This window comes from Citrobacter sp. wls710, assembly GCF_005281115.1.
In the GTDB taxonomy this organism is placed as follows: domain Bacteria; phylum Pseudomonadota; class Gammaproteobacteria; order Enterobacterales; family Enterobacteriaceae; genus Citrobacter; species Citrobacter werkmanii.
The window spans coordinates 1-18,063 of record NZ_SZXD01000030.1; the positions used below are offsets into that span (position 1 = coordinate 1).

18 protein-coding genes are annotated in these 18,063 nt (G+C 50.5%); 17 read left to right on the forward strand and 1 reads right to left on the reverse strand.

The window, feature by feature from the left end:
* The 17 genes from FDX14_RS12835 to FDX14_RS12915 form a co-directional block, all read left to right on the forward strand.
* A partial coding sequence (locus FDX14_RS12835; RefSeq protein ID WP_349290310.1) for a fimbrial protein occupies positions 1–380 on the forward strand: 380 nt, incomplete at its 5' end.
* Positions 381–458: 78 nt separating this feature from the next.
* Positions 459–1,202, forward strand: coding sequence for a fimbrial chaperone (locus FDX14_RS12840; RefSeq protein ID WP_061382978.1), 744 nt, complete (start codon positions 459–461; stop codon positions 1,200–1,202).
* Between the two features lie 35 nt (positions 1,203–1,237).
* Positions 1,238–3,841, forward strand: coding sequence for an outer membrane usher protein (locus tag FDX14_RS12845; protein ID WP_137349655.1), 2,604 nt, complete (start codon positions 1,238–1,240; stop codon positions 3,839–3,841).
* A 16-nt stretch (positions 3,842–3,857) separates the two neighbouring features.
* On the forward strand, positions 3,858–4,430 hold the full coding sequence (locus tag FDX14_RS12850; RefSeq protein ID WP_170973593.1) for a fimbrial protein: 573 nt from the start codon (positions 3,858–3,860) through the stop codon (positions 4,428–4,430).
* A gap of 16 nt (positions 4,431–4,446) precedes the next feature.
* Positions 4,447–5,037, forward strand: coding sequence for a fimbrial protein (locus FDX14_RS12855; RefSeq protein WP_042312234.1), 591 nt, complete (start codon positions 4,447–4,449; stop codon positions 5,035–5,037).
* A gap of 6 nt (positions 5,038–5,043) precedes the next feature.
* Positions 5,044–5,619, forward strand: a complete 576-nt coding sequence (locus FDX14_RS12860; protein ID WP_137349657.1) for a fimbrial-like protein — start codon at positions 5,044–5,046, stop codon at positions 5,617–5,619.
* Positions 5,620–5,666: 47 nt separating this feature from the next.
* Positions 5,667–6,923, forward strand: coding sequence for a fimbrial protein (locus FDX14_RS12865; protein WP_157716792.1), 1,257 nt, complete (start codon positions 5,667–5,669; stop codon positions 6,921–6,923).
* A 110-nt stretch (positions 6,924–7,033) separates the two neighbouring features.
* Positions 7,034–7,828 (forward strand): 3-methyl-2-oxobutanoate hydroxymethyltransferase, encoded by a 795-nt coding sequence (gene panB / locus FDX14_RS12870; RefSeq protein WP_137349658.1) that lies wholly within the window; start codon positions 7,034–7,036, stop codon positions 7,826–7,828.
* A gap of 11 nt (positions 7,829–7,839) precedes the next feature.
* Entirely contained in the window at positions 7,840–8,694 is an 855-nt protein-coding gene (panC, locus tag FDX14_RS12875) for a pantoate--beta-alanine ligase (RefSeq protein WP_042312241.1), read from the forward strand.
* A 95-nt stretch (positions 8,695–8,789) separates the two neighbouring features.
* Positions 8,790–9,170 (forward strand): aspartate 1-decarboxylase, encoded by a 381-nt coding sequence (gene panD, locus FDX14_RS12880; RefSeq protein ID WP_000621526.1) that lies wholly within the window; start codon positions 8,790–8,792, stop codon positions 9,168–9,170.
* Between the two features lie 572 nt (positions 9,171–9,742).
* On the forward strand, positions 9,743–10,345 hold the full coding sequence (locus tag FDX14_RS12885; RefSeq protein ID WP_042312249.1) for a fimbrial protein: 603 nt from the start codon (positions 9,743–9,745) through the stop codon (positions 10,343–10,345).
* Between the two features lie 77 nt (positions 10,346–10,422).
* Positions 10,423–11,163, forward strand: coding sequence for a fimbrial chaperone (locus FDX14_RS12890; RefSeq protein WP_042312250.1), 741 nt, complete (start codon positions 10,423–10,425; stop codon positions 11,161–11,163).
* A gap of 76 nt (positions 11,164–11,239) precedes the next feature.
* Positions 11,240–13,843, forward strand: a complete 2,604-nt coding sequence (locus tag FDX14_RS12895) for an outer membrane usher protein (RefSeq protein ID WP_137349659.1) — start codon at positions 11,240–11,242, stop codon at positions 13,841–13,843.
* Between the two features lie 26 nt (positions 13,844–13,869).
* Positions 13,870–14,463 carry a fimbrial protein gene (locus FDX14_RS12900; RefSeq protein ID WP_137349660.1) on the forward strand — a complete coding sequence of 198 codons (594 nt, stop codon included), beginning with the start codon at positions 13,870–13,872 and terminating at the stop codon, positions 14,461–14,463.
* A 27-nt stretch (positions 14,464–14,490) separates the two neighbouring features.
* Positions 14,491–15,057, forward strand: coding sequence for a fimbrial protein (locus FDX14_RS12905; protein ID WP_042312256.1), 567 nt, complete (start codon positions 14,491–14,493; stop codon positions 15,055–15,057).
* A 19-nt stretch (positions 15,058–15,076) separates the two neighbouring features.
* Positions 15,077–15,688, forward strand: coding sequence for a fimbrial-like protein (locus FDX14_RS12910; RefSeq protein ID WP_061382972.1), 612 nt, complete (start codon positions 15,077–15,079; stop codon positions 15,686–15,688).
* Positions 15,689–15,702: 14 nt separating this feature from the next.
* The gene (locus tag FDX14_RS12915) at positions 15,703–16,791 is read left to right on the forward strand and encodes a fimbrial protein (RefSeq protein WP_061382971.1); all 1,089 of its coding nucleotides are present in this window, start codon (positions 15,703–15,705) and stop codon (positions 16,789–16,791) included.
* A 2-nt stretch (positions 16,792–16,793) separates the two neighbouring features.
* Here FDX14_RS12915 and FDX14_RS12920 read toward each other — a convergent pair whose 3' ends face one another.
* Positions 16,794–18,023: a polysaccharide deacetylase family protein gene (locus FDX14_RS12920; protein WP_137349661.1), complete on the reverse strand. Its 1,230-nt coding sequence runs from the start codon at positions 18,021–18,023 to the stop codon at positions 16,794–16,796.
* Positions 18,024–18,063: the final 40 nt, after the last annotated feature.

Below are 18,063 nucleotides of genomic sequence, written 5' to 3' on the forward strand. Positions count from 1 at the left end.
GCAGTGCCGTCGGTATTCAGCCAGAACCGTTTTATATTACCGTTGACTGCGGAAAAACTAACACAAATACGAATGCGCACCTGAGCATGGCCTCGACGTTCTTCAGCAACAGCAATGGAACGCTCAACAACGATGACTCCATCACCAACCCGGCAACTGGCGTTAACCTGGCGATCCACCAGGTCGATAACTCCGGCGCCGCGCTGGCCTATACCCAGGTCAAAGTAAATGACGCTGCCGACATTCACAATACAACTTTTAATACTGACGGCGTGGCGAAATTTAACTTTGTCGTTTCTTACGTTAAGCAGTCTGGTGCTGTCCCTGTAACCGCAGGCTACGTCAAATCTAACACAGCATATACCGTTACCTACGACTAATCATTTGTGTTTCACAGGAGGAAGAGCGTGTGCTTCAACATGATCCTCCTCCTTATTTACCCTCATGGAGGAACAATTATGACCAGGACGTGTCGCTCTCTTTTTTGTGTCATCTTTACCATTACTTCACTATCAGCTATTCAACCCGTGTTCGCAGATATTGTCCTTTCCGGCACTCGTATTGTTTATAAAGAGTCACAAAAGGACACCACCATCCGTCTGGAGAATAAAGGTTCAACTCCAGCGCTGGTACAAAACTGGCTGGATGACGGCGACTCAAATGCAGACCCCAGCACCATTAATGTGCCTTTTAACGCAACTCCACCGGTGTCCCGCATCGAACCAGGACGCGGACAGACGGTAAAATTAACCTACACTGGCAGTCGTGCATTACCGAAAGATCGCGAAAGCATCTACTGGTTTAACGTGCTTGAAGTGCCGCCCAAAATGAAAGACGCTGACGTGAATGAAAAAAACGTCCTGCAATTAGCTTTTCGTACACGTATTAAACTGTTTTATCGCCCGGAAGGACTGGAGGGTGCCGCGTCAGAAGCGCCGCAGAAATTACAGTGGCGTATACAACAGAATGCGGGAAAAACGGTACTTCACGTCGCAAATCCCACTGGTTATTACATTTCGTTTAATAAAGTCGAAGCCGTTGTCAGCGGGCGAAAATATGCCGTTTCCTCTTCAATGGTTGCTCCCAAAGGAGAAGCCGACTTCATCATTCCTGGCTTAACAGGCGCGCCCGCCAAATCAAGTATTAACTATATCGCGATTAGTGATTTCGGCGGTGCAATCAACGGCAAGGTGGATATTTAACGCTTACCTATACCTATAAACTTTCGGATGCGCCAATGAAACAGCTGTCAAAAAATTTCAGGGTCACTTTCCTGGCTCGCTTTATTGTCTTTACGCTATTATCCGGCAGCGTCTGTGCCTGGGCCGAAAACGAAACGATTGAATTTGACAGCTCCTTTTTAATGGGCCCAGGTTCCAGTAAAGTCGACCTTAGTCGTTATTCCGACGGTAATACCATTGCTCCCGGCTTCTATGATGTCAGCGGCTATGTCAATAACGATCTGGTGACCACACTAAAGGTCGAATTTATTGATATTGCGAATAATGGCAAAACGCAGGCGTGTATTACACCCAAAATATTAAGCCAGTTGCATATCCGCATACCTGACGATCTGCCCGAAAAGGCGCTACTGTTGAAACGCGAAGAAAGCGTTAACAACTGCCTTGACCTGGCAAAAGCGATTCCTCTGTCGAAAAGCCATTACGACGGCGGCGACCAACGACTGGATATTGGCGTCCCGCAAATGTGGGTACAAAAAGGCTTCGCCAACTATGTCGATCCCTCTCTATGGGATGATGGCATCCCTGCTGCAATGCTGTCCTACAACATCAGCGCCTGGAAAAATGAAAACAACTATGGTACTGAAGACAGCGTTTACGCTGGTTTTAACAGTGGCATTAACCTTGGCGCATGGCATTTTCGCGCCCAAGGCAACTACTCCTGGCAAAAAGACGGCGACAGCAATATTGAGTATCAGAACCGCTATGTTCAGCGGGATATCGCCGCACTGCGTTCCCAACTGGTCATCGGTGAATCCGGTACCAGCGGCGAAGCTTTCGACACTGTCAATATACGCGGTGTTCGCCTGTATAGTGAATCACAGATGCTGCCACCACAGCTTGCCAGCTATGCGCCAACAATCCGTGGCGTAGCCAACAGTAACGCCAAAGTTACCATCACGCAGAACGGCTATAAAATTTACGAAACCACAGTACCACCAGGACCATTTGTCATTGATGACCTTTCGCCATCCGGGTATGGCGCCGATTTAGAAGTCACCATTACTGAAGCCGACGGCTCGAAACACAGCTTTAGCCAGGCGTTTTCATCGCTGGTGCAAATGATGCATCCCGGAGTCGGCAAATGGGACCTCAGTTTAGGCCAGGTCAATGACGACAGCCTGCATGATGAGCCGGGTCTGGCTCAGGGCACCTTCTATTACGGTTTTAACAGTACCTTCACCGGTTTTAGCGGTATTCAGGCCACAGATAATGGCTATTTTGCCGGGTTACTGGGACTGGGAATGAACACTCTAATCGGCGCCGTATCTTTTGACATAACCCAATCTCAGACCGACATTCCTGACGATAAAACCTATCGCGGTCAGAGCTATCGCGTATCGTGGAATAAATTCTTCGCGCCGACGGACACCTCGTTAAACATCGCCGCTTATCGCTATTCGACAAAAGACTATCTCGGTCTGAACGATGCGCTAAGCATTATTGATGATGTCAAACACAGTAACGATAACACTGATCACGGCATGAACAGCTATTCGCGAATGAAAAATCAGTTCACGATCAGCCTCAATCAAAGTCTGCAAAGCGAAGACACAAACTACGGCTCACTCTATCTGAATGGCAGTTGGGCCGACTACTGGGTGACCAATGATTCCCGCAGCAGTTTCTCAGCGGGCTACAGCAACAGCCTGGGCTGGGCCAGCTATAGCATCAACCTGCAACGGACATATGATGAAAACGATAAACGTGATGACTCCATCTATCTGAGCGTGACTATCCCCCTGGATAAATTGCTCGGTACTGACAGAGACAAGGGCGGCTTTCACACCCTAAACAGCAGCATCAGCAGTGATTTCGATGGCAGTAATCAGTTCAATACCAGCGCCAATGGTTACAGCGCCGATAACCGATGGAGCTACAGCGTCAGTACCGCCTACGACATGGAGAAAGAGGAGAAAGATCTCTCCACCATCAGCTCCTACGTCAGCTACGACTCCGACTATGGCAGTATCGCCGCGTCAGCTTCCGCCAGCAACGACAGCTCGCGTCAGTATTCCTTAAATACCGACGGGGGCTTTGTGCTGCACAGCGGAGGACTCACCTTCAGCAACCAGAGCTTTGGCGATAGCGATACGCTGGTCCTTATTGATGCACCAGGCGCGGAGGGTGCGCGCATCGATTATGGTAACAGCACTATCGACCGTTTCGGTTACGGTATTGGCAGTTCGTTAACACCGTACAGGGAAAATCTCGTCTCGCTCGATATTAACGAGCTGGATAATGATATTGAAATGAAAAGCACCAGTGCGACCGTGATTCCACGGCGTGGTGCGGTGGTGGTGAGTCAGTTCGAAACTGACCAGGGGCGCTCTGCAATTATTAACCTTATCCGTAGTGATAGCCAGCCGGTTCCTTTTACCGCCGAAGTCTTCGATATGAACAATACTCTGCTGGGAACCGTTGGTCAGGGTAGCCAGGCATTTGTTCGCGGAATCAATGAGAGCGGCGAGCTGGAGGTGCGCTGGAATCAGCAGAATAAAATGCAGAGCTGCCGATTGCACTACCAGACCACATCAGGCAATGAAAAGGTGGTGGGTAAAACCACCATTTTCAACGCCGTCCCTTGCAAGATGCAATAGATTACGAGGACACAGGATGAGAACACACCACGTAGTCAACTCACTGGCACTCACCAGCGCGCTGCTGACGCAGTCAGCCTTTAGCAGTACTCAGGGATTGAGTCTTAACTTCACCGCCGTCATTGAAGAAACGACCTGTCTCATGAAGGTCAGCCCCCTTAGTAATGCATCGCTCAGCGGTAGCGACGCACAGTATGCGCTCACTATTTCCAATATCGGGATCGCCGAACTGCTTAAGGCCACCACCAGCACCGAGGGCAGCTTTAAGCTCAAGCCGGAGGAGTGCAACAACGCAATCGCTTCAATCGCGATGACCATCAAAGGCGTCACGCTGTCGACGACCAACTTCATGATAAAAAACGACCTGACCGAGGGAAACGCTGAAAACGTTGGGCTAGGCTTTAAGCCCGCCGGCAGTGACGACAGCAGCCGCCTGAGACTCGATGGCACGCAACAAACCGACTGGAGCCAGAGCCAAATTGCCGACGGTATGGAGCTAAGCGCCTTTTTCCGCCGCGCAAGTACCTCAGTGACACCGACAACCGGTGATTTTCAGGCTAAGGCCATTTTTACCTTTACTTATAAATAAGCGGGAGGCTGCGTTGATGCGATATCTCATTCGGCTATGTAGCACACTGTCTGTTCTCCTTGCCGCCGCACCGGGCTACGCGGGCACAAACTCACTGGAAATGACGGTATCCACTACCATTACGCCGTCAACCTGCCAGGCCACGCTGCACGACGACAGCGGCAAAGCGAACGGGATTGTTGATATTGGCGACGTTTATATTCCGCAGGTTGTGAATAAAACCAACTCACGCGCCTTTTCGCTGGTATTCAGCGACTGCGTAGGTCTGGCTAAAAAGCAGGCGAATGTCACCCTGACGGCAAAAACCGGCTGCGATGGCGCTTCCGGCGGCGGCAATGGATTCCGCAATGCCTTAAACGGTAGCAACGACGCGGCAAACGTCTCTGCCGAGGTGTGGACCACCTCAACGCCGGGTAGCAGCGGCAGCAAACAGCTAAGCTGCGCCAACCCGGCGCAGCAACTGATCGATCTGGCGCAGGCCAGCGATGAAACCACGGTCGTCATGCCGCTCAGCGCCCGCATCGTGCTCGCCTCCGGCAGCACCGTCGCGGATTTACACACCGGCTCCTTCTCTACCCAGGGCCTGTTCACCATTACCTATGAGTAACATGTGATGAGCAAATTATTGTATGGCGCTGTCAGCATCGGCTTATCGTTGCTGGCCTCGCTAAGTCAGGCTGATACCGATGTGGAAATCAAAGCCAATATTGTCAATACCAGCTGTGAAGTCTCGCTTGACAATAATGGGCTCGTTGAGTTGGGCACCAAAGGCTATGACTACTTCGCCAGCGGCATCACCGCCGAAGATCTATACGATGGCGGCAGCACCTTCTATGTGCACGTGAAAGACTGCATGCCGGTCAGCGGCAAAGATCCGTCGAAAATTATCCTGCATTTCTCCCCATTGTCCGGCAGCTTTGCCCCCGGCTCTATGCAAATTTTCGCCAACGATGAAAGTAATGGAGCAGAAAATGTGGGGGTGGTGATTTTCTCCATTAACGATGCCAACAATATCTATAACGTGATGAACACCGACGGCACGCCGCGCAGCCAATATGACGTCACTGCCGCCGACTACGCCGATAGCCGCTATTCGTTTTACGCCCGGATGCAGAAGGTGCAGCCAGGGCAGTCAATTGTCAGCGGCCCGGTGAAGTCCAGCGTGCTGGTGTCAGTTTATTATGAGTAAAAATTCACCGGCTTGAGAAGGAGATTTCAATGAGAAGGAGCGCGCCGATGCAATATGATAAAAACAGAGGATGGCAGAGGTCATTTCCCTTCATTTTATCAATGTATTTAATAATACAGATATTTTTTTCTGCCACAGCCTGTGCCCAGACGGATACTTTCGTATTAGGCAACGGTAAGCAGAACTATGAATATGATGGCCCATCAAGAGATGGTACCTATAAGCTCATCTATCCTGCTGGACGCACCGTCTACTTCAGCCGGACAAACGAGCTGGCGCCTGCTAACGTCACCATCAACTGGAACGACTCTCATGGCTCAGCATCAGCAGATAATAGCCTTTTCTGCTACGTTTCAGAGCAGGGCCAAAGCACTACGGGTGCCCTGTCCATCGAGTCTGGCCTCGTTTCCGCAGGAAGCTACGGCGGAGTCGATATTTTTAAGACGAACATTACGGGTCTCTATTTCTCACTCACGCTACGCAGCTTCCATTCGTACGTTCTGCAGGTAAGCGGTCCATCAACGGCAATGCAAAACGGCATCATGCACAACCTGATTTCAGTCAGTGCGGGTAACGGAAGGGGATGTACAGGGCCAGATTTATCAGGACCAGGGCATTACTATACCTGGGGTGGGTTGTCGTTTTATGCCGCAATCACCTTTTATACCGATCAAACCTATACACCAGGCAATTCAAAGATCACCTTGCTCAAAAACGGCGACTATCATCTCCGCATATGGAATGAAAACCCAGCGGCAGGCGTTAATAGTTTTTATCAGAATGTAACCTTTGATATTAGCTCAGTAACCATCGCGGAGCCCACCTGCACCACACAGCCCGTCGCCAGCGGTAGCACCGTTAGCGGCACCACTGTCGATCTGGGCCGCTACAGTCCGAACGACATTATCAACGGTGCCACTGCTGTTCCATTTTCCATCCAGTTGGCAGGTTGCAAGGGTCTGCGCAATATTAATGTGACGCTCACCACCACCACGATGGCCAAAACGCCTACCCTGCTTGGCAATATTCTCACGATGAATAACGCCACCGGCGTGGGGCTGGAGATCAGCGGCGCGGCCAATAACTATAGTTCGCAAATGGTAATGATTCCAAACGACCCAACATCAGTCTATAACGATCAGCGCGATACTTCCGGCGATGATAATATCTACGGCAGCAGCGAAAACGGGAAGGTCCAGTCTCAAACTCTCAACTTCCTGGCCACGCTTAAACGTGATGGAACCCAGTCAATTGGGTCTGGAAATTTCAAAGCGAACGGTGTTTTTACCATCGACTATCCCTGATGACTGTTTAAGTGGTGGTCGATAAGATTCCCACAAAGGGCTAACGCTATTCCGCTTCATTCCCCTACAATGCGGCCATTCTATTCATCAATATTATGGCCGGAGAGGTTATGAGCAAACCCACTACTATCGCTGTGCTGCAGAAATGCAAACAAGAGAAAAAGCGCTTCGCGACGATTACCGCCTACGACTATAGCTTTGCCAAACTGTTCGCCGATGTTGGCATCAACGTGATGCTGGTGGGCGACTCCCTGGGCATGACAATTCAGGGGCACGACTCTACCCTGCCGGTCACCGTGGAGGATATCGCCTATCACACCCGCGCCGTACGCCGTGGCGCGCCCAACTGTCTGTTGCTCGCCGACCTACCGTTTATGGCTTATGCCACGCCGCAACAAGCGTTTGAAAACGCGGCCACGGTTATGCGAGCAGGCGCTAATATGGTCAAAATCGAAGGCGGCGCATGGCTTACGAATACGGTGAAAATGCTCACCGAACGCGCGGTGCCGGTTTGCGGTCATCTGGGATTAACACCCCAGTCGGTGAATATCTTCGGCGGCTATAAAATTCAAGGCCGCGGCGACGCCGGACAGATACTACTGGATGATGCGCTGGCCTTAGAAGCCGCGGGCGCTCAGTTGCTGGTACTCGAGTGCGTGCCGGTTGAACTGGCGAAGCGCGTCACTGAGGCTCTGTCGATTCCGGTAATCGGCATTGGCGCGGGCAACGTCACCGACGGTCAGATCCTGGTGATGCACGATGCGTTTGGCATCACCGGCGGTCATATTCCAAAATTCGCGAAAAATTTCCTTGCCGAAGCGGGCGACATGCGCACCGCCGTACGGCAGTATATGGCTGAAGTGGAGTCCGGCGTTTATCCGGGCGAAGAACACAGTTTCCATTAAGGAGTCTCGTTGTGTTGATTATTGAAACCCTGCCGCTGCTGCGCCAGCATATTCGCCGTCTGCGTCAGGAAGGCAAACGCGTCGCACTGGTTCCCACAATGGGCAACCTGCACGACGGCCATATGAAGCTTGTCGATGAGGCAAAAGCCCGGGCAGATGTGGTGATCGTCAGCATTTTCGTCAATCCGATGCAGTTTGACCGGCCGGACGATCTGGTGCGTTATCCGCGCACGCTGCAGGAAGACTGCGAAAAGCTGAACAAGCGCAAAGTCGATTATGTATTTGCCCCAGCCGTGGAAGAAATTTATCCTCAGGGTCTGGAAGGCCAGACTTTCGTTGATGTTCCCGGTCTCTCCACCATGCTGGAAGGCGCCAGCCGCCCAGGCCACTTCCGTGGCGTTTCCACGATCGTCAGCAAGCTGTTTAACCTGATCCAGCCAGATATCGCCTGCTTCGGTGAGAAAGATTTCCAACAACTTGCGCTGATCCGCAAAATGGTGGCGGATATGGGTTATGACATTGAGATCGTTGGCGTGCCAATTATCCGCGCCAAAGATGGTCTGGCGCTTAGCTCACGTAACGGTTATCTGACCGCAGAGCAGCGCAAAATTGCGCCAGGTCTGCACAAAGTGATGAACGGCATCGCTGAAAAACTGATTGCGGGTAATCGTGAGCTGCAAGAGATTATTGCCATTGCCGAGCAGGAATTGAATGAAAAAGGCTTCCGTGCCGACGACATTCAAATCCGTGATGCCGACACGCTGCAGGAACTGACGGAAACCAGTAAACGAGCGGTAATTCTGGCCGCCGCCTGGCTGGGTCAGGCGCGTCTGATCGATAATCAAAGCGTTACATTAGCCCAGTAGACAGGGGTTAAAAATCAGGCAATACTGCCTGAGAATTTCTCAAAGCAGGCCATTCGCGCCTGCTTAGCCAAGGTAAACGACAGGGTATAGAAGTTATGATTCGCACCATGCTGCAAGGCAAGCTCCACCGCGTAAAAGTCACGCAGGCGGACCTGCACTACGAAGGCTCCTGCGCCATCGACCAGGATTTCCTCGATGCCTCTGGTATTCTGGAAAACGAAGCTATTGATATCTGGAACGTGACCAACGGGAAACGTTTTTCAACCTATGCTATTGCGGCTGAACGCGGCTCCAGAATCATCTCGGTGAACGGTGCGGCGGCGCACTGTGCTGAAGTCGGCGACATTGTGATTATCGCCAGCTTCGTCACTATGTCTGATGAAGAAGCCCGTACCTGGCGGCCGAAAGTGGCCTACTTTGAAGGCGACAACGAAATGAAGCGCACCGCGAAAGCTATTCCGGTCCAGGTTGCCTGATATTCTTACACTTCTCATTTAAGTCATCGATAGCCTCCAATGTATTATGGATGGAGGCTATTTAAGATGGTTCAATCTGGCTTACCTACTTTATTGCTTTACTTTTATTGCTGACAGACCATAAAGGTGACGCAAGCAAAAGATAAGTTAATACGTTTAGTTTTACATAAAGCACAAGCAGATTAATGGCTTTCACTTCTTTTATATTTATTACTCGGACCTTTAATACCAAAACCAATTTCCCGCCTGCTAATGATATTAGAAGAAACTGTATCTAGAATATAATATTAATTTTTTAAAATTTATTTTTACATCATATCAAAATAGATGAACCCCCTCAATTAAAACATAAAAATCCAGTCGTTTCATAAATACAGAAAGCAGAAAAAGGCACGGCAACCCATTGAAAACAAATAACATTATTTTTCATTAAAAATTATTTAAGCAATTCTAATTATTAGAAAGGGAAAGTATTACTATATACTAAAAAAGTTAATATTATTAATGGCTAACGCTATGTAAATTAACCTCATTCTCGAGACGAGAAATATTTTTTTATATGGATATTAATCATGGCTTTTAAAAAATATACCTTAGCTGCATTCGTTTTGGCTGCATTCTCTGGTTCTGCGCTAGCCGCTAACACCGATGCAGGTACGATTACTTTCCACGGTCTGGTTTCTGGCAACACCTGCCAAATCTCACTGAAAGATGATCCAATCAATACTCAGGCAGCAACTAACGATTTCAACGTTACTCTGCCAACGGTATTTGTGAAAGACTTCGTGACCGGCTCGACTGACAGCGTTGATAGCGCGCTGGGGAAAACGCCGTTTACCCTGGTACTCTCGAACTGTGATGCCAGCGCAAAAGGCGCCAGCGCCCAATTTGACTCCTGGTCAGGCTCAAGCGCAAGCACCGCTGGTGCACTGGTCCCTCAAAGCGGCCTGCAAGGCGCCGCCTCCAACGTTAACCTGGTTCTGCACAACGCCGGTAACGGTGCAAGTGATCTGATCAAAATCGATCAGACCAACAACACTCAGCACGTCACCTGGGATCCAGATAATAATGAAAGCGGCGGTGAACTGATTTACAACGTAGCGTATATGAACACTGGCGCAGTCAGCAGTGGCGTTGTGCAGGCGCAGGTTGCTTTCACCATGCAGTACGAATAAGTCTCATCATTATGCTTCACTCCTCTGGCGTCTGGTCAGAGGAGTTTTGCCAGATCCAACAGAGAGTGGATATTTCCATGCGTAATTTGACCTTCAGTACCGGCTTAAAAAGCTTTATTGTAGCAATGACTTGTGTCGCAGCCTTTCAGGCAAGCGCTGATATTGTCATTTCCGGCACTCGTATTATTTATCCGCAGTCTGTAAAAGATGTCGTTATTTCATTAGAAAATCGTGGGCAACGGCCGCTGCTGGTTCAAACCTGGTTGGATGACGGCCGTGATACAACCAACCCACAAGAACTCAAGCTGCCTTTCGTTATTACACCGCCTGTTTCGCGCGTCGATCCACACAAAGGGCAGTCAATACGTATTACCTATCTCGGGCAACCTTTGCCACAAGATAAAGAATCCATGTTCTGGTTTAACGCCCTGGAAATTCCCCCCAAAGCTAAACTAAAAGAAGGGGAATCCCCCAATCAGCTACAGTTGGCATTTCGTACCCGGATTAAACTTTTCTTCCGTCCTGATGGTTTAAAAGGAACGCCGGGACAGGCGGTCAAAGATCTGAAATGGTCGCTGCAAAAACAAAACGGTAATTATGCACTGGTCGCTCAAAATAACTCACCGTGGAACGTCTCTCTTTCCGCGGTCACCTTTAAGGTCGGTACCAGAGAGTTCCCGGTGAGCAGTAAATCTATTTTACCCTTTTCCAGTAGCGAAATGCCGGTTACCGACCTAAACAGCCAAACCTCAGGCACTGTGAAATATATGTCAATAAACGATAATGGTGGTGTGGAAGAGAATAACGCCTCAATATAACTCGGCGATAATCACCCTTATTACATAATAATATTATGCCGGTAGTGAGTACTGGCGTTGACGATTTGGGCTCATCATGCAGTTTCGATTTTCATTATTATCTCTGGCTATCTTTGTCTCGTTGCCACAATATGTTCTGGCAGATGGCAAAATTGCGCCATCTTCAAAATCAGATACCGTAGACGTAGAAGAAGCCATCGAATTTAATGAGCAATTCTTGCTTAATAGTGGTGGCGCCATTGATGTTAGCCGTTATACCTTAGGCAACCCAATCCCTGCAGGAAAATACCGTGCGACCGTCAATTTAAACGGTAAAATAAAAACTACAGTTGATATTGAATTTAAAGATAATGGCACGCCGCGCGCATCCCCTTGCCTGACGCCTCTGTTATTAGCGCAGGCAGGTATTGATACCAGTAAATTAAACGAATCACATGATGATACGGTGACGTGTATTGATATCAAAGCGCAATATCCAGGCGCCAGCGTGAGTTACGATACGGGAAAACAATCACTTGATCTGAACTTTCCGCAACTGTATGTACTTAAACTCCCGCAAGGATATGTTGACCCTTCACTTTGGGACAACGGTATCCCGGCGGCGCTATTATCTTATGATCTCAACGCGTGGCACAACGAAAGCAGTAGCAGTACTTCGGATACGGCGTATATGGGGCTGCATTATGGCCTGAATATGGGGCCGTGGCGCTTACGCTCACGCGAAAATATTGACTGGAACAGCGATAATGGTAGCCATTATTCCAGTCAGGATATCTATCTACAGCGTGATATTGCTCCGCTACGCGCGCAAATGGTCGCTGGCGACTCCTACACGCGCGGCGATACATTTGACTCTGTCAGCCTACGCGGTCTGCGCATGTACAACGATGACCGCATGTTGCCCGGCGCCAGTTCCACCTTCGCCCCAGTGGTTCGCGGAGTCGCTAACAGCAACGCCAAAGTCACCATTACTCAGAGCGGGAACAAGATTTATGAAACCACGGTTCCGCCTGGCGCATTTGAAATCAGCGATATCAGCACCACGGGGTATGGTAACGATCTGAACGTCACCATCGAAGAGTCCGACGGTAGCAAGCGAACGTTTTCGATCCCTTTTTCCTCCGTCACCCAGATGCTTCGTCCGGGCTCGGTTCGCTGGGATATCGGCGCCGGCGAACTCAATGACGATAGCCTGAGCGACAGGCCGAATGTGGCTTACGGTACACTGTATTATGGGATTAATAACACCTTTACTGGTTATCTCGGCGCTCAAGCAACGGATGACCACTTCTTTGCCGGACTGTTAGGGATTGCCATTAATACGTCCGTCGGCGCCTTCGCCTTTGACGTTACCCAATCGCAAGCCAAAATCGACGAAATTGGCACGTTAACCGGCCAGAGCTATCGCCTGAACTACAGCAAAATGGTCGAGATGACGAAAACCTCGTTTAACGTTGCCGCCTACCGTTTCTCTACTGAAGACTATTTGAGCCTGCACGATGCGGCTTCGCTGGCTAACGACGTCAAACATGGCGAATACCGGAATCAGTCCTACACTTCCGGCGAAGAGCTGTATAACCACTTTCAGCGGATGAAAAACCAAGTACAGATCAGCGTGAATCAACCGTTATCCACGGTCGATAGCGCATACGGCTCACTGTATATCAGCGGTAGCTGGCAGGATTACTGGAACGAAAGCGATGCCACCTCAAACTACAGCATCGGTTATAACAACAGTTTCCGCTACGGCAGCTATAGCTTGTCCGTGCAACGAACCTATGATGACAATGGCGACAAGGACGACAGCGTCTATTTAAGCCTCAATATCCCCTTTAACACCCTATTTGGCCAGGACAGCGCGACAGCCGGTTTCTCCAGTCTCAACGTCGGTATGCGCTCCGACCTCAGCGGGAGCAACAGCATAAATACCACTGCCAGCGGCAGCACAAAGGACACCAGCCTGAGCTACTCCGTTACTACCTCATCCAGCGGCGGAGATTATGGCGACATTAACCAAATTGGCGGTTATGCGACCTGGAACAGCCCATATGGGCCTCTGGGGACATCGATCTCCGCCGGCGACGACGGCAGCAAACAATATTCCGCAAGCTACAACGGCGGCATGGTTATCCATTCCGGCGGTATCACGCTGGCGCCGGGTAGTATCGGCGATAACGACGCGCTGGCGCTAATCAATGCCAACGGAGCCAAAGGGGCGCGGCTGAACTATGGCCATGGTGAGATTGGCAGTTCCGGCTACGGCATTTTGCCTTATATGTCGCCTTACCGTGAAAACCGCGTGGGTATTGATATTACCACCCTGGAAAACGACGTTGAACTTAAGAGTACCAGCACGGTTGTCGTGCCACGCGATGGATCCGTAGTCCGTGTCGATTTTAAGACTGACGAAGGTAAGTCGCTGATTCTGGAGCTATCACGTAACGATGGGGGCTTTATTCCTCTGGGCGCAGACGTACTCAATAGCAAAGGCGAGCTGGTCGGTAGCGTCGGTCAGGCAGGCCAGGCCTATGTTCGCGGGATAGAACAACAAGGAACACTACGAGTTGTCTGGGGTAATGCCAATGATAACGCCTGCGTAGTTCATTACCGGATCGCTGCAAACGCACCGAAAGCAGGGCTCACCACCGTTCTGGATAACCAAACATGTCAGATGCAATAAGCCATTTTATACAGGGAGTTCCCTTTATGACTTTTAACACATCCAAGTACCTCGCCCGCTTCTCCGCAGCGGCGTTAGCGCTGGCGATATCCCAGCCCGTATGGGCGAATGGTGATAGTCTGCAAGTCACCTTTAAAGCGACGATCCGCGAAACCACCTGCGATATGACCATTGACGGCGCCAGCGGCGCTGACAATACGATCACCCTTGGCGATAGCGGCCAGACGCGGCTGGATAATATTCTCTCAGGCACAGGCAATATTAGCGCGCCATTTACGCTTAAAATCGTCGAATGCCCGGATTCGCTGAACGCCATCAAAACCACAATTAAAGGTACCGGTTCAACAAGAATATCTACCGCCCTGATAAATACCTACGCCGGTACCTCTCCAGCACCGACGTCTTATGTTGGCTTAACGATTGCCCGCGCCAGCGCGCTGAATGCCCCTTTCGTCATCAACAGTACAACCGACAGCGAAAGATTGGTATGGACAACCAATGAAATCAAAACGGCAAAAGCCGTCCCACTGGTCGCCACAATGGTGGCAACAGGTACCTCTACGCAGGTTAAAGCGGGCCGATTTGAATCCACCGCAACATTTGAATTTACTTACGAATAATTTCCCCAGCGCAATGGAGTCATTAAGATGAAACATACCCCCTTTTTTCTTGCACTGGCCCTCTGCGGTGGATTATTCACCCATACAGCGCATGCAGATATCGTCGGTACCCCCAGTCTGTCGGCTAAATTTGTCACAACAGTGGTTGCAGGCACCTGCTCCGCCACGGTGAAACAGGGCTCAACCACCACGGACACCATCAATTTTGGCGATGTCTTTAAGTCTGATATTGGCACCCGTACCGAACCTTTTAAGATTGCTTTCACCGGTTGCGCAGGCGTCGATTCGGCAAAAATCGCCGCCCAGGCCGGTAGCGGGAATACGTGCGATAGCAATAGCGCCTCATTCGCCACCACCGGTACTGTCAATACCCATACGGCTGTTGAAATCTGGGGCGGCGCGGCCGGGAGCGGTACGCAACTGGCATGCACCAGCGGTACGCCTTCAAATACGGTCACAACCGCAATTAAAGGCGCTTCCACAGCGGAATACGCGATGAACGCGCGTTGGGTAGCGGCCAGCGGTTATACCGCCGCGCAGGCCGTTGCTGGCGACGCCTCGTCGGCAATTACCTTTGTTGTAACTTACGAATAAACCAGAACGGCAGGTGACGATGCGATATTTATTATTTTCTGTTCGCCCCACGACACTGGCTCTGTTCATGGGGTTGGCTACCGGGCAGTGGTCAGCGGCCAGCTATGCGGGCGATGGCCTGGATGTTAATTTCTCAGCAAGGATCGTCAATAACACCTGTCAAATCAGCCTGGACAATGGCGGAGACATTACGCTACCTACCGTCATGCGCAGTTGGTTTTATAATAGCGATGGCAGCGACCGCCTTCAGCCCACCACGGACGCAGGCGGCACACCTTTTACCATTCGGGTGGAGCAATGTGATGCCGTCGGTTCCGGCGGGAATACACTCCAGTCGCTGCATTTCCAGTTTAGTCCCCAGTCCGGCATCACCGCCGGAAATAAACAAGTCTTTATAAATGAAGCGGGAAATGGCGCAGCAACTAACGTCGGGGTAGTCATTTTCTCCGCAACTTACCACACCAACGTACTGAATAACGATGGCGAATCAGATGTCGAATATGACGTAAAAGGGAAATCAGCCGATGACTATTTGACTGAATATGCCTTTTACGCCCGCTATCAAAATACCGGCGCGGTGAGCAGCGGGAAGGTGCTCAGCAACGTCGTCGTCAACGTGACTTACGAATAATAAAAGAACTTATTATGCAAAAGCGTTATTTATTTCTCCTCCTGGGCTGCGCCTCGTTAGCTTTTTCCGGCAGCGTGATGGCATCAAGCGAATGTTATATTACCGCTGGCGCAGCGGGGGATTACCACGTCATTATCGAACCGACCATCATTCAGCTACCTGTTACCTATATTGGCTCCAATGTTGTCAACATGGGCGTTCCCGCGAGCTATACCATTCCCTTACGAGGGGGGATGGACTGCAATAACAGCAGAAGCAACAGCAACCAAATAACCTTAGGTGAAGCCGATGCAAGCCTGATGGATGTTTATACGGTTCCAGGAACAGGAGGCGGGTTACTCAAAACCGATATTGAGGGCATCAGCTATACTTATATGCTGCGTTGCGTTAAAGGCAGCGGGTGCAATCACTCATCGGACGTTGGCGATGTTTATCTCAATTTCCCCGCCAGCGGATTAGCCACCGTACCGTCACAAACCGGCGCGCCCTGGAAAGATGCCGACAGCAACTGGGATCTGTTTTTCGATGTTTATCAGACCCCAAATTATCAACCCAGAGTCGGCCAAACTGATGGCTATGCCAAACCGGGTAAAATCGGCACTTTCCGTATGGGTTCAGTGGACCAGCCAAATACAATCACCTTCTCTGTTGACGCCTCCTCTTTGCATTTCAAGGTGATGGAACCCACCTGCCAATGGGCCTCAGTCAACGATGCGTATTCAACGACGGTGGATCTTGGGCATTTCTTCGTTTCTGATATTAATAAAAATACCGCTCGCGAGATCCCTTTCACCTTTGAATTAACCAACTGCCTGATGACCAAGGTGACCGTCAAAATGAGTGGCAATTACCTGGCTGGCGACCCTACGATTCTGACGCAAAGCGGCGGTAATGCGAGCGGCGTCGGCGTAAAAGTTTACTCCGTGAAAGATGGCTACAAACAGATGAAAGCCGATGGCTCCAATTCATCAGGCACCGCCTTTTCTACCTGGGGCAACAATAGCGTCAGCCTTGATTATGCCGCGAAACTGGTCCCTACCGGAGCGACCGTCAAAGCCGGTGATTTCGAATCCGTCGCCACGTTTACTTTTACCTACGAATAAGCTTACCCCTGCGGCTGATTGACTATCAGCCGCGACATCGTCTCCAGCGAATCCGTTCTTAAAATATAAAGTCTTTTCAATAAGAACGGATTATCCCCCGGCTTCACCTTCCCTCTCACCGTGGTGACCGCCATGTGGAATCCCGCGTCGCCTGCCGCTTTTACCGCCGTAGCGTTATAACCGCCAAACGGATAGGAAAGATACAGGACGTGAGGATTGAACTGGGACAGCGCCCGGCGCGAACGGGCAAAATCAAACAGAATGTTGTGATAGCTGCGACTCAAAAGGATTGGCCGGTGATTGGCATCCACCCGATGTAAAAAATGAGTATGCGACTGGAAGTCGAACACGTCGCGGATCTCGTTCAGTTCAGAAAGGCTCATAAACTGCAGCGATTTCGGATCCCACTTCTGCGGGTGGCGCTTGATGCGTGAGGAAATGATAAACGCCGTTGCCTTCATGCCGTGCTGCTTCAGAATCGGGTAAGCATAACGGCTCACCGACTTCAGCCCATCATCAAAAGTCAGCACCACCGCCCGCGCCGGGAGGTTCATATTGTTGCGGATATAGCCTTCCAGTTGATACATAGTCAACGTCGTGTAGCCGCGGTCGTGTAGCCAGGCCATCTGGTTGCTAAACGCGCGTACAGAGGTTGTCGTGGAGGTGTGGCGAAAGCGGGTATTCTCTTCATCGCGCAGAATATGATGATAGGTTAACACCGGTATACCGTTGTCTTCCTGCGCATCCAGAGCACTGATATAGGCCAGTCTGCCGCCAATGCGGATCTGGTACCACGTCTGGTTGAGTCGGTCTTTAAGCTTACTGATAATGGGATAGCGCAGATTATCCGCCAGCACGCCAAACGGGGCGCTACCGACATCCGGAGCATTATAAACCGGGGTATCTTTCCAGGTAATCAAGCTTTGATTGCTGAGCGGTTTATTGAGATCGCCCAGACCATCATCAACTTTCTGCCGCCCCTGAACAGGCTCCAGATGTCCCTTATCAATAAACCCGGTACCCAAGCCAAAGGTGAATTCGTAATAGTCTGCCGCAATCGGCTCTACGGCAAGGATCTGCCCGGCGCGAATATTCCCCACCGTCACCATTTTATCACCTATCTGCGCCCACACGGCAGCCGCTTCGGTAGTTTGCATGTAGCGAGCAGGCAAAGCCGCAGCTACGCTGCCAGAAGACAGGAGCAACAAAATAAGCACAACGCGCATAACCATATGAGATAACCGAACCGAGGCGAGAAACCTCGGCTATTGT

Bases quoted from the DNA above. Each gene is read 5' to 3' on its own strand.
- FDX14_RS12840 (WP_061382978.1), top strand. From the start codon at position 459: ATGACCAGGACGTGTCGCTCTCTTTTTTGTGTCATCTTTACCATTACT.
- FDX14_RS12845 (WP_137349655.1), top strand. From the start codon at position 1,238: ATGAAACAGCTGTCAAAAAATTTCAGGGTCACTTTCCTGGCTCGCTTT.
- FDX14_RS12850 (WP_170973593.1), top strand. From the start codon at position 3,858: ATGAGAACACACCACGTAGTCAACTCACTGGCACTCACCAGCGCGCTG.
- FDX14_RS12855 (WP_042312234.1), top strand. From the start codon at position 4,447: ATGCGATATCTCATTCGGCTATGTAGCACACTGTCTGTTCTCCTTGCC.
- FDX14_RS12860 (WP_137349657.1), top strand. From the start codon at position 5,044: ATGAGCAAATTATTGTATGGCGCTGTCAGCATCGGCTTATCGTTGCTG.
- FDX14_RS12865 (WP_157716792.1), top strand. From the start codon at position 5,667: ATGCAATATGATAAAAACAGAGGATGGCAGAGGTCATTTCCCTTCATT.
- panB (WP_137349658.1), top strand. From the start codon at position 7,034: ATGAGCAAACCCACTACTATCGCTGTGCTGCAGAAATGCAAACAAGAG.
- panD (WP_000621526.1), top strand. From the start codon at position 8,790: ATGATTCGCACCATGCTGCAAGGCAAGCTCCACCGCGTAAAAGTCACG.
- FDX14_RS12885 (WP_042312249.1), top strand. From the start codon at position 9,743: ATGGCTTTTAAAAAATATACCTTAGCTGCATTCGTTTTGGCTGCATTC.
- FDX14_RS12890 (WP_042312250.1), top strand. From the start codon at position 10,423: ATGCGTAATTTGACCTTCAGTACCGGCTTAAAAAGCTTTATTGTAGCA.
- FDX14_RS12895 (WP_137349659.1), top strand. From the start codon at position 11,240: ATGCAGTTTCGATTTTCATTATTATCTCTGGCTATCTTTGTCTCGTTG.
- FDX14_RS12900 (WP_137349660.1), top strand. From the start codon at position 13,870: ATGACTTTTAACACATCCAAGTACCTCGCCCGCTTCTCCGCAGCGGCG.
- FDX14_RS12905 (WP_042312256.1), top strand. From the start codon at position 14,491: ATGAAACATACCCCCTTTTTTCTTGCACTGGCCCTCTGCGGTGGATTA.
- FDX14_RS12910 (WP_061382972.1), top strand. From the start codon at position 15,077: ATGCGATATTTATTATTTTCTGTTCGCCCCACGACACTGGCTCTGTTC.
- FDX14_RS12915 (WP_061382971.1), top strand. From the start codon at position 15,703: ATGCAAAAGCGTTATTTATTTCTCCTCCTGGGCTGCGCCTCGTTAGCT.
- FDX14_RS12920 (WP_137349661.1), bottom strand. From the start codon at position 18,023: ATGGTTATGCGCGTTGTGCTTATTTTGTTGCTCCTGTCTTCTGGCAGC.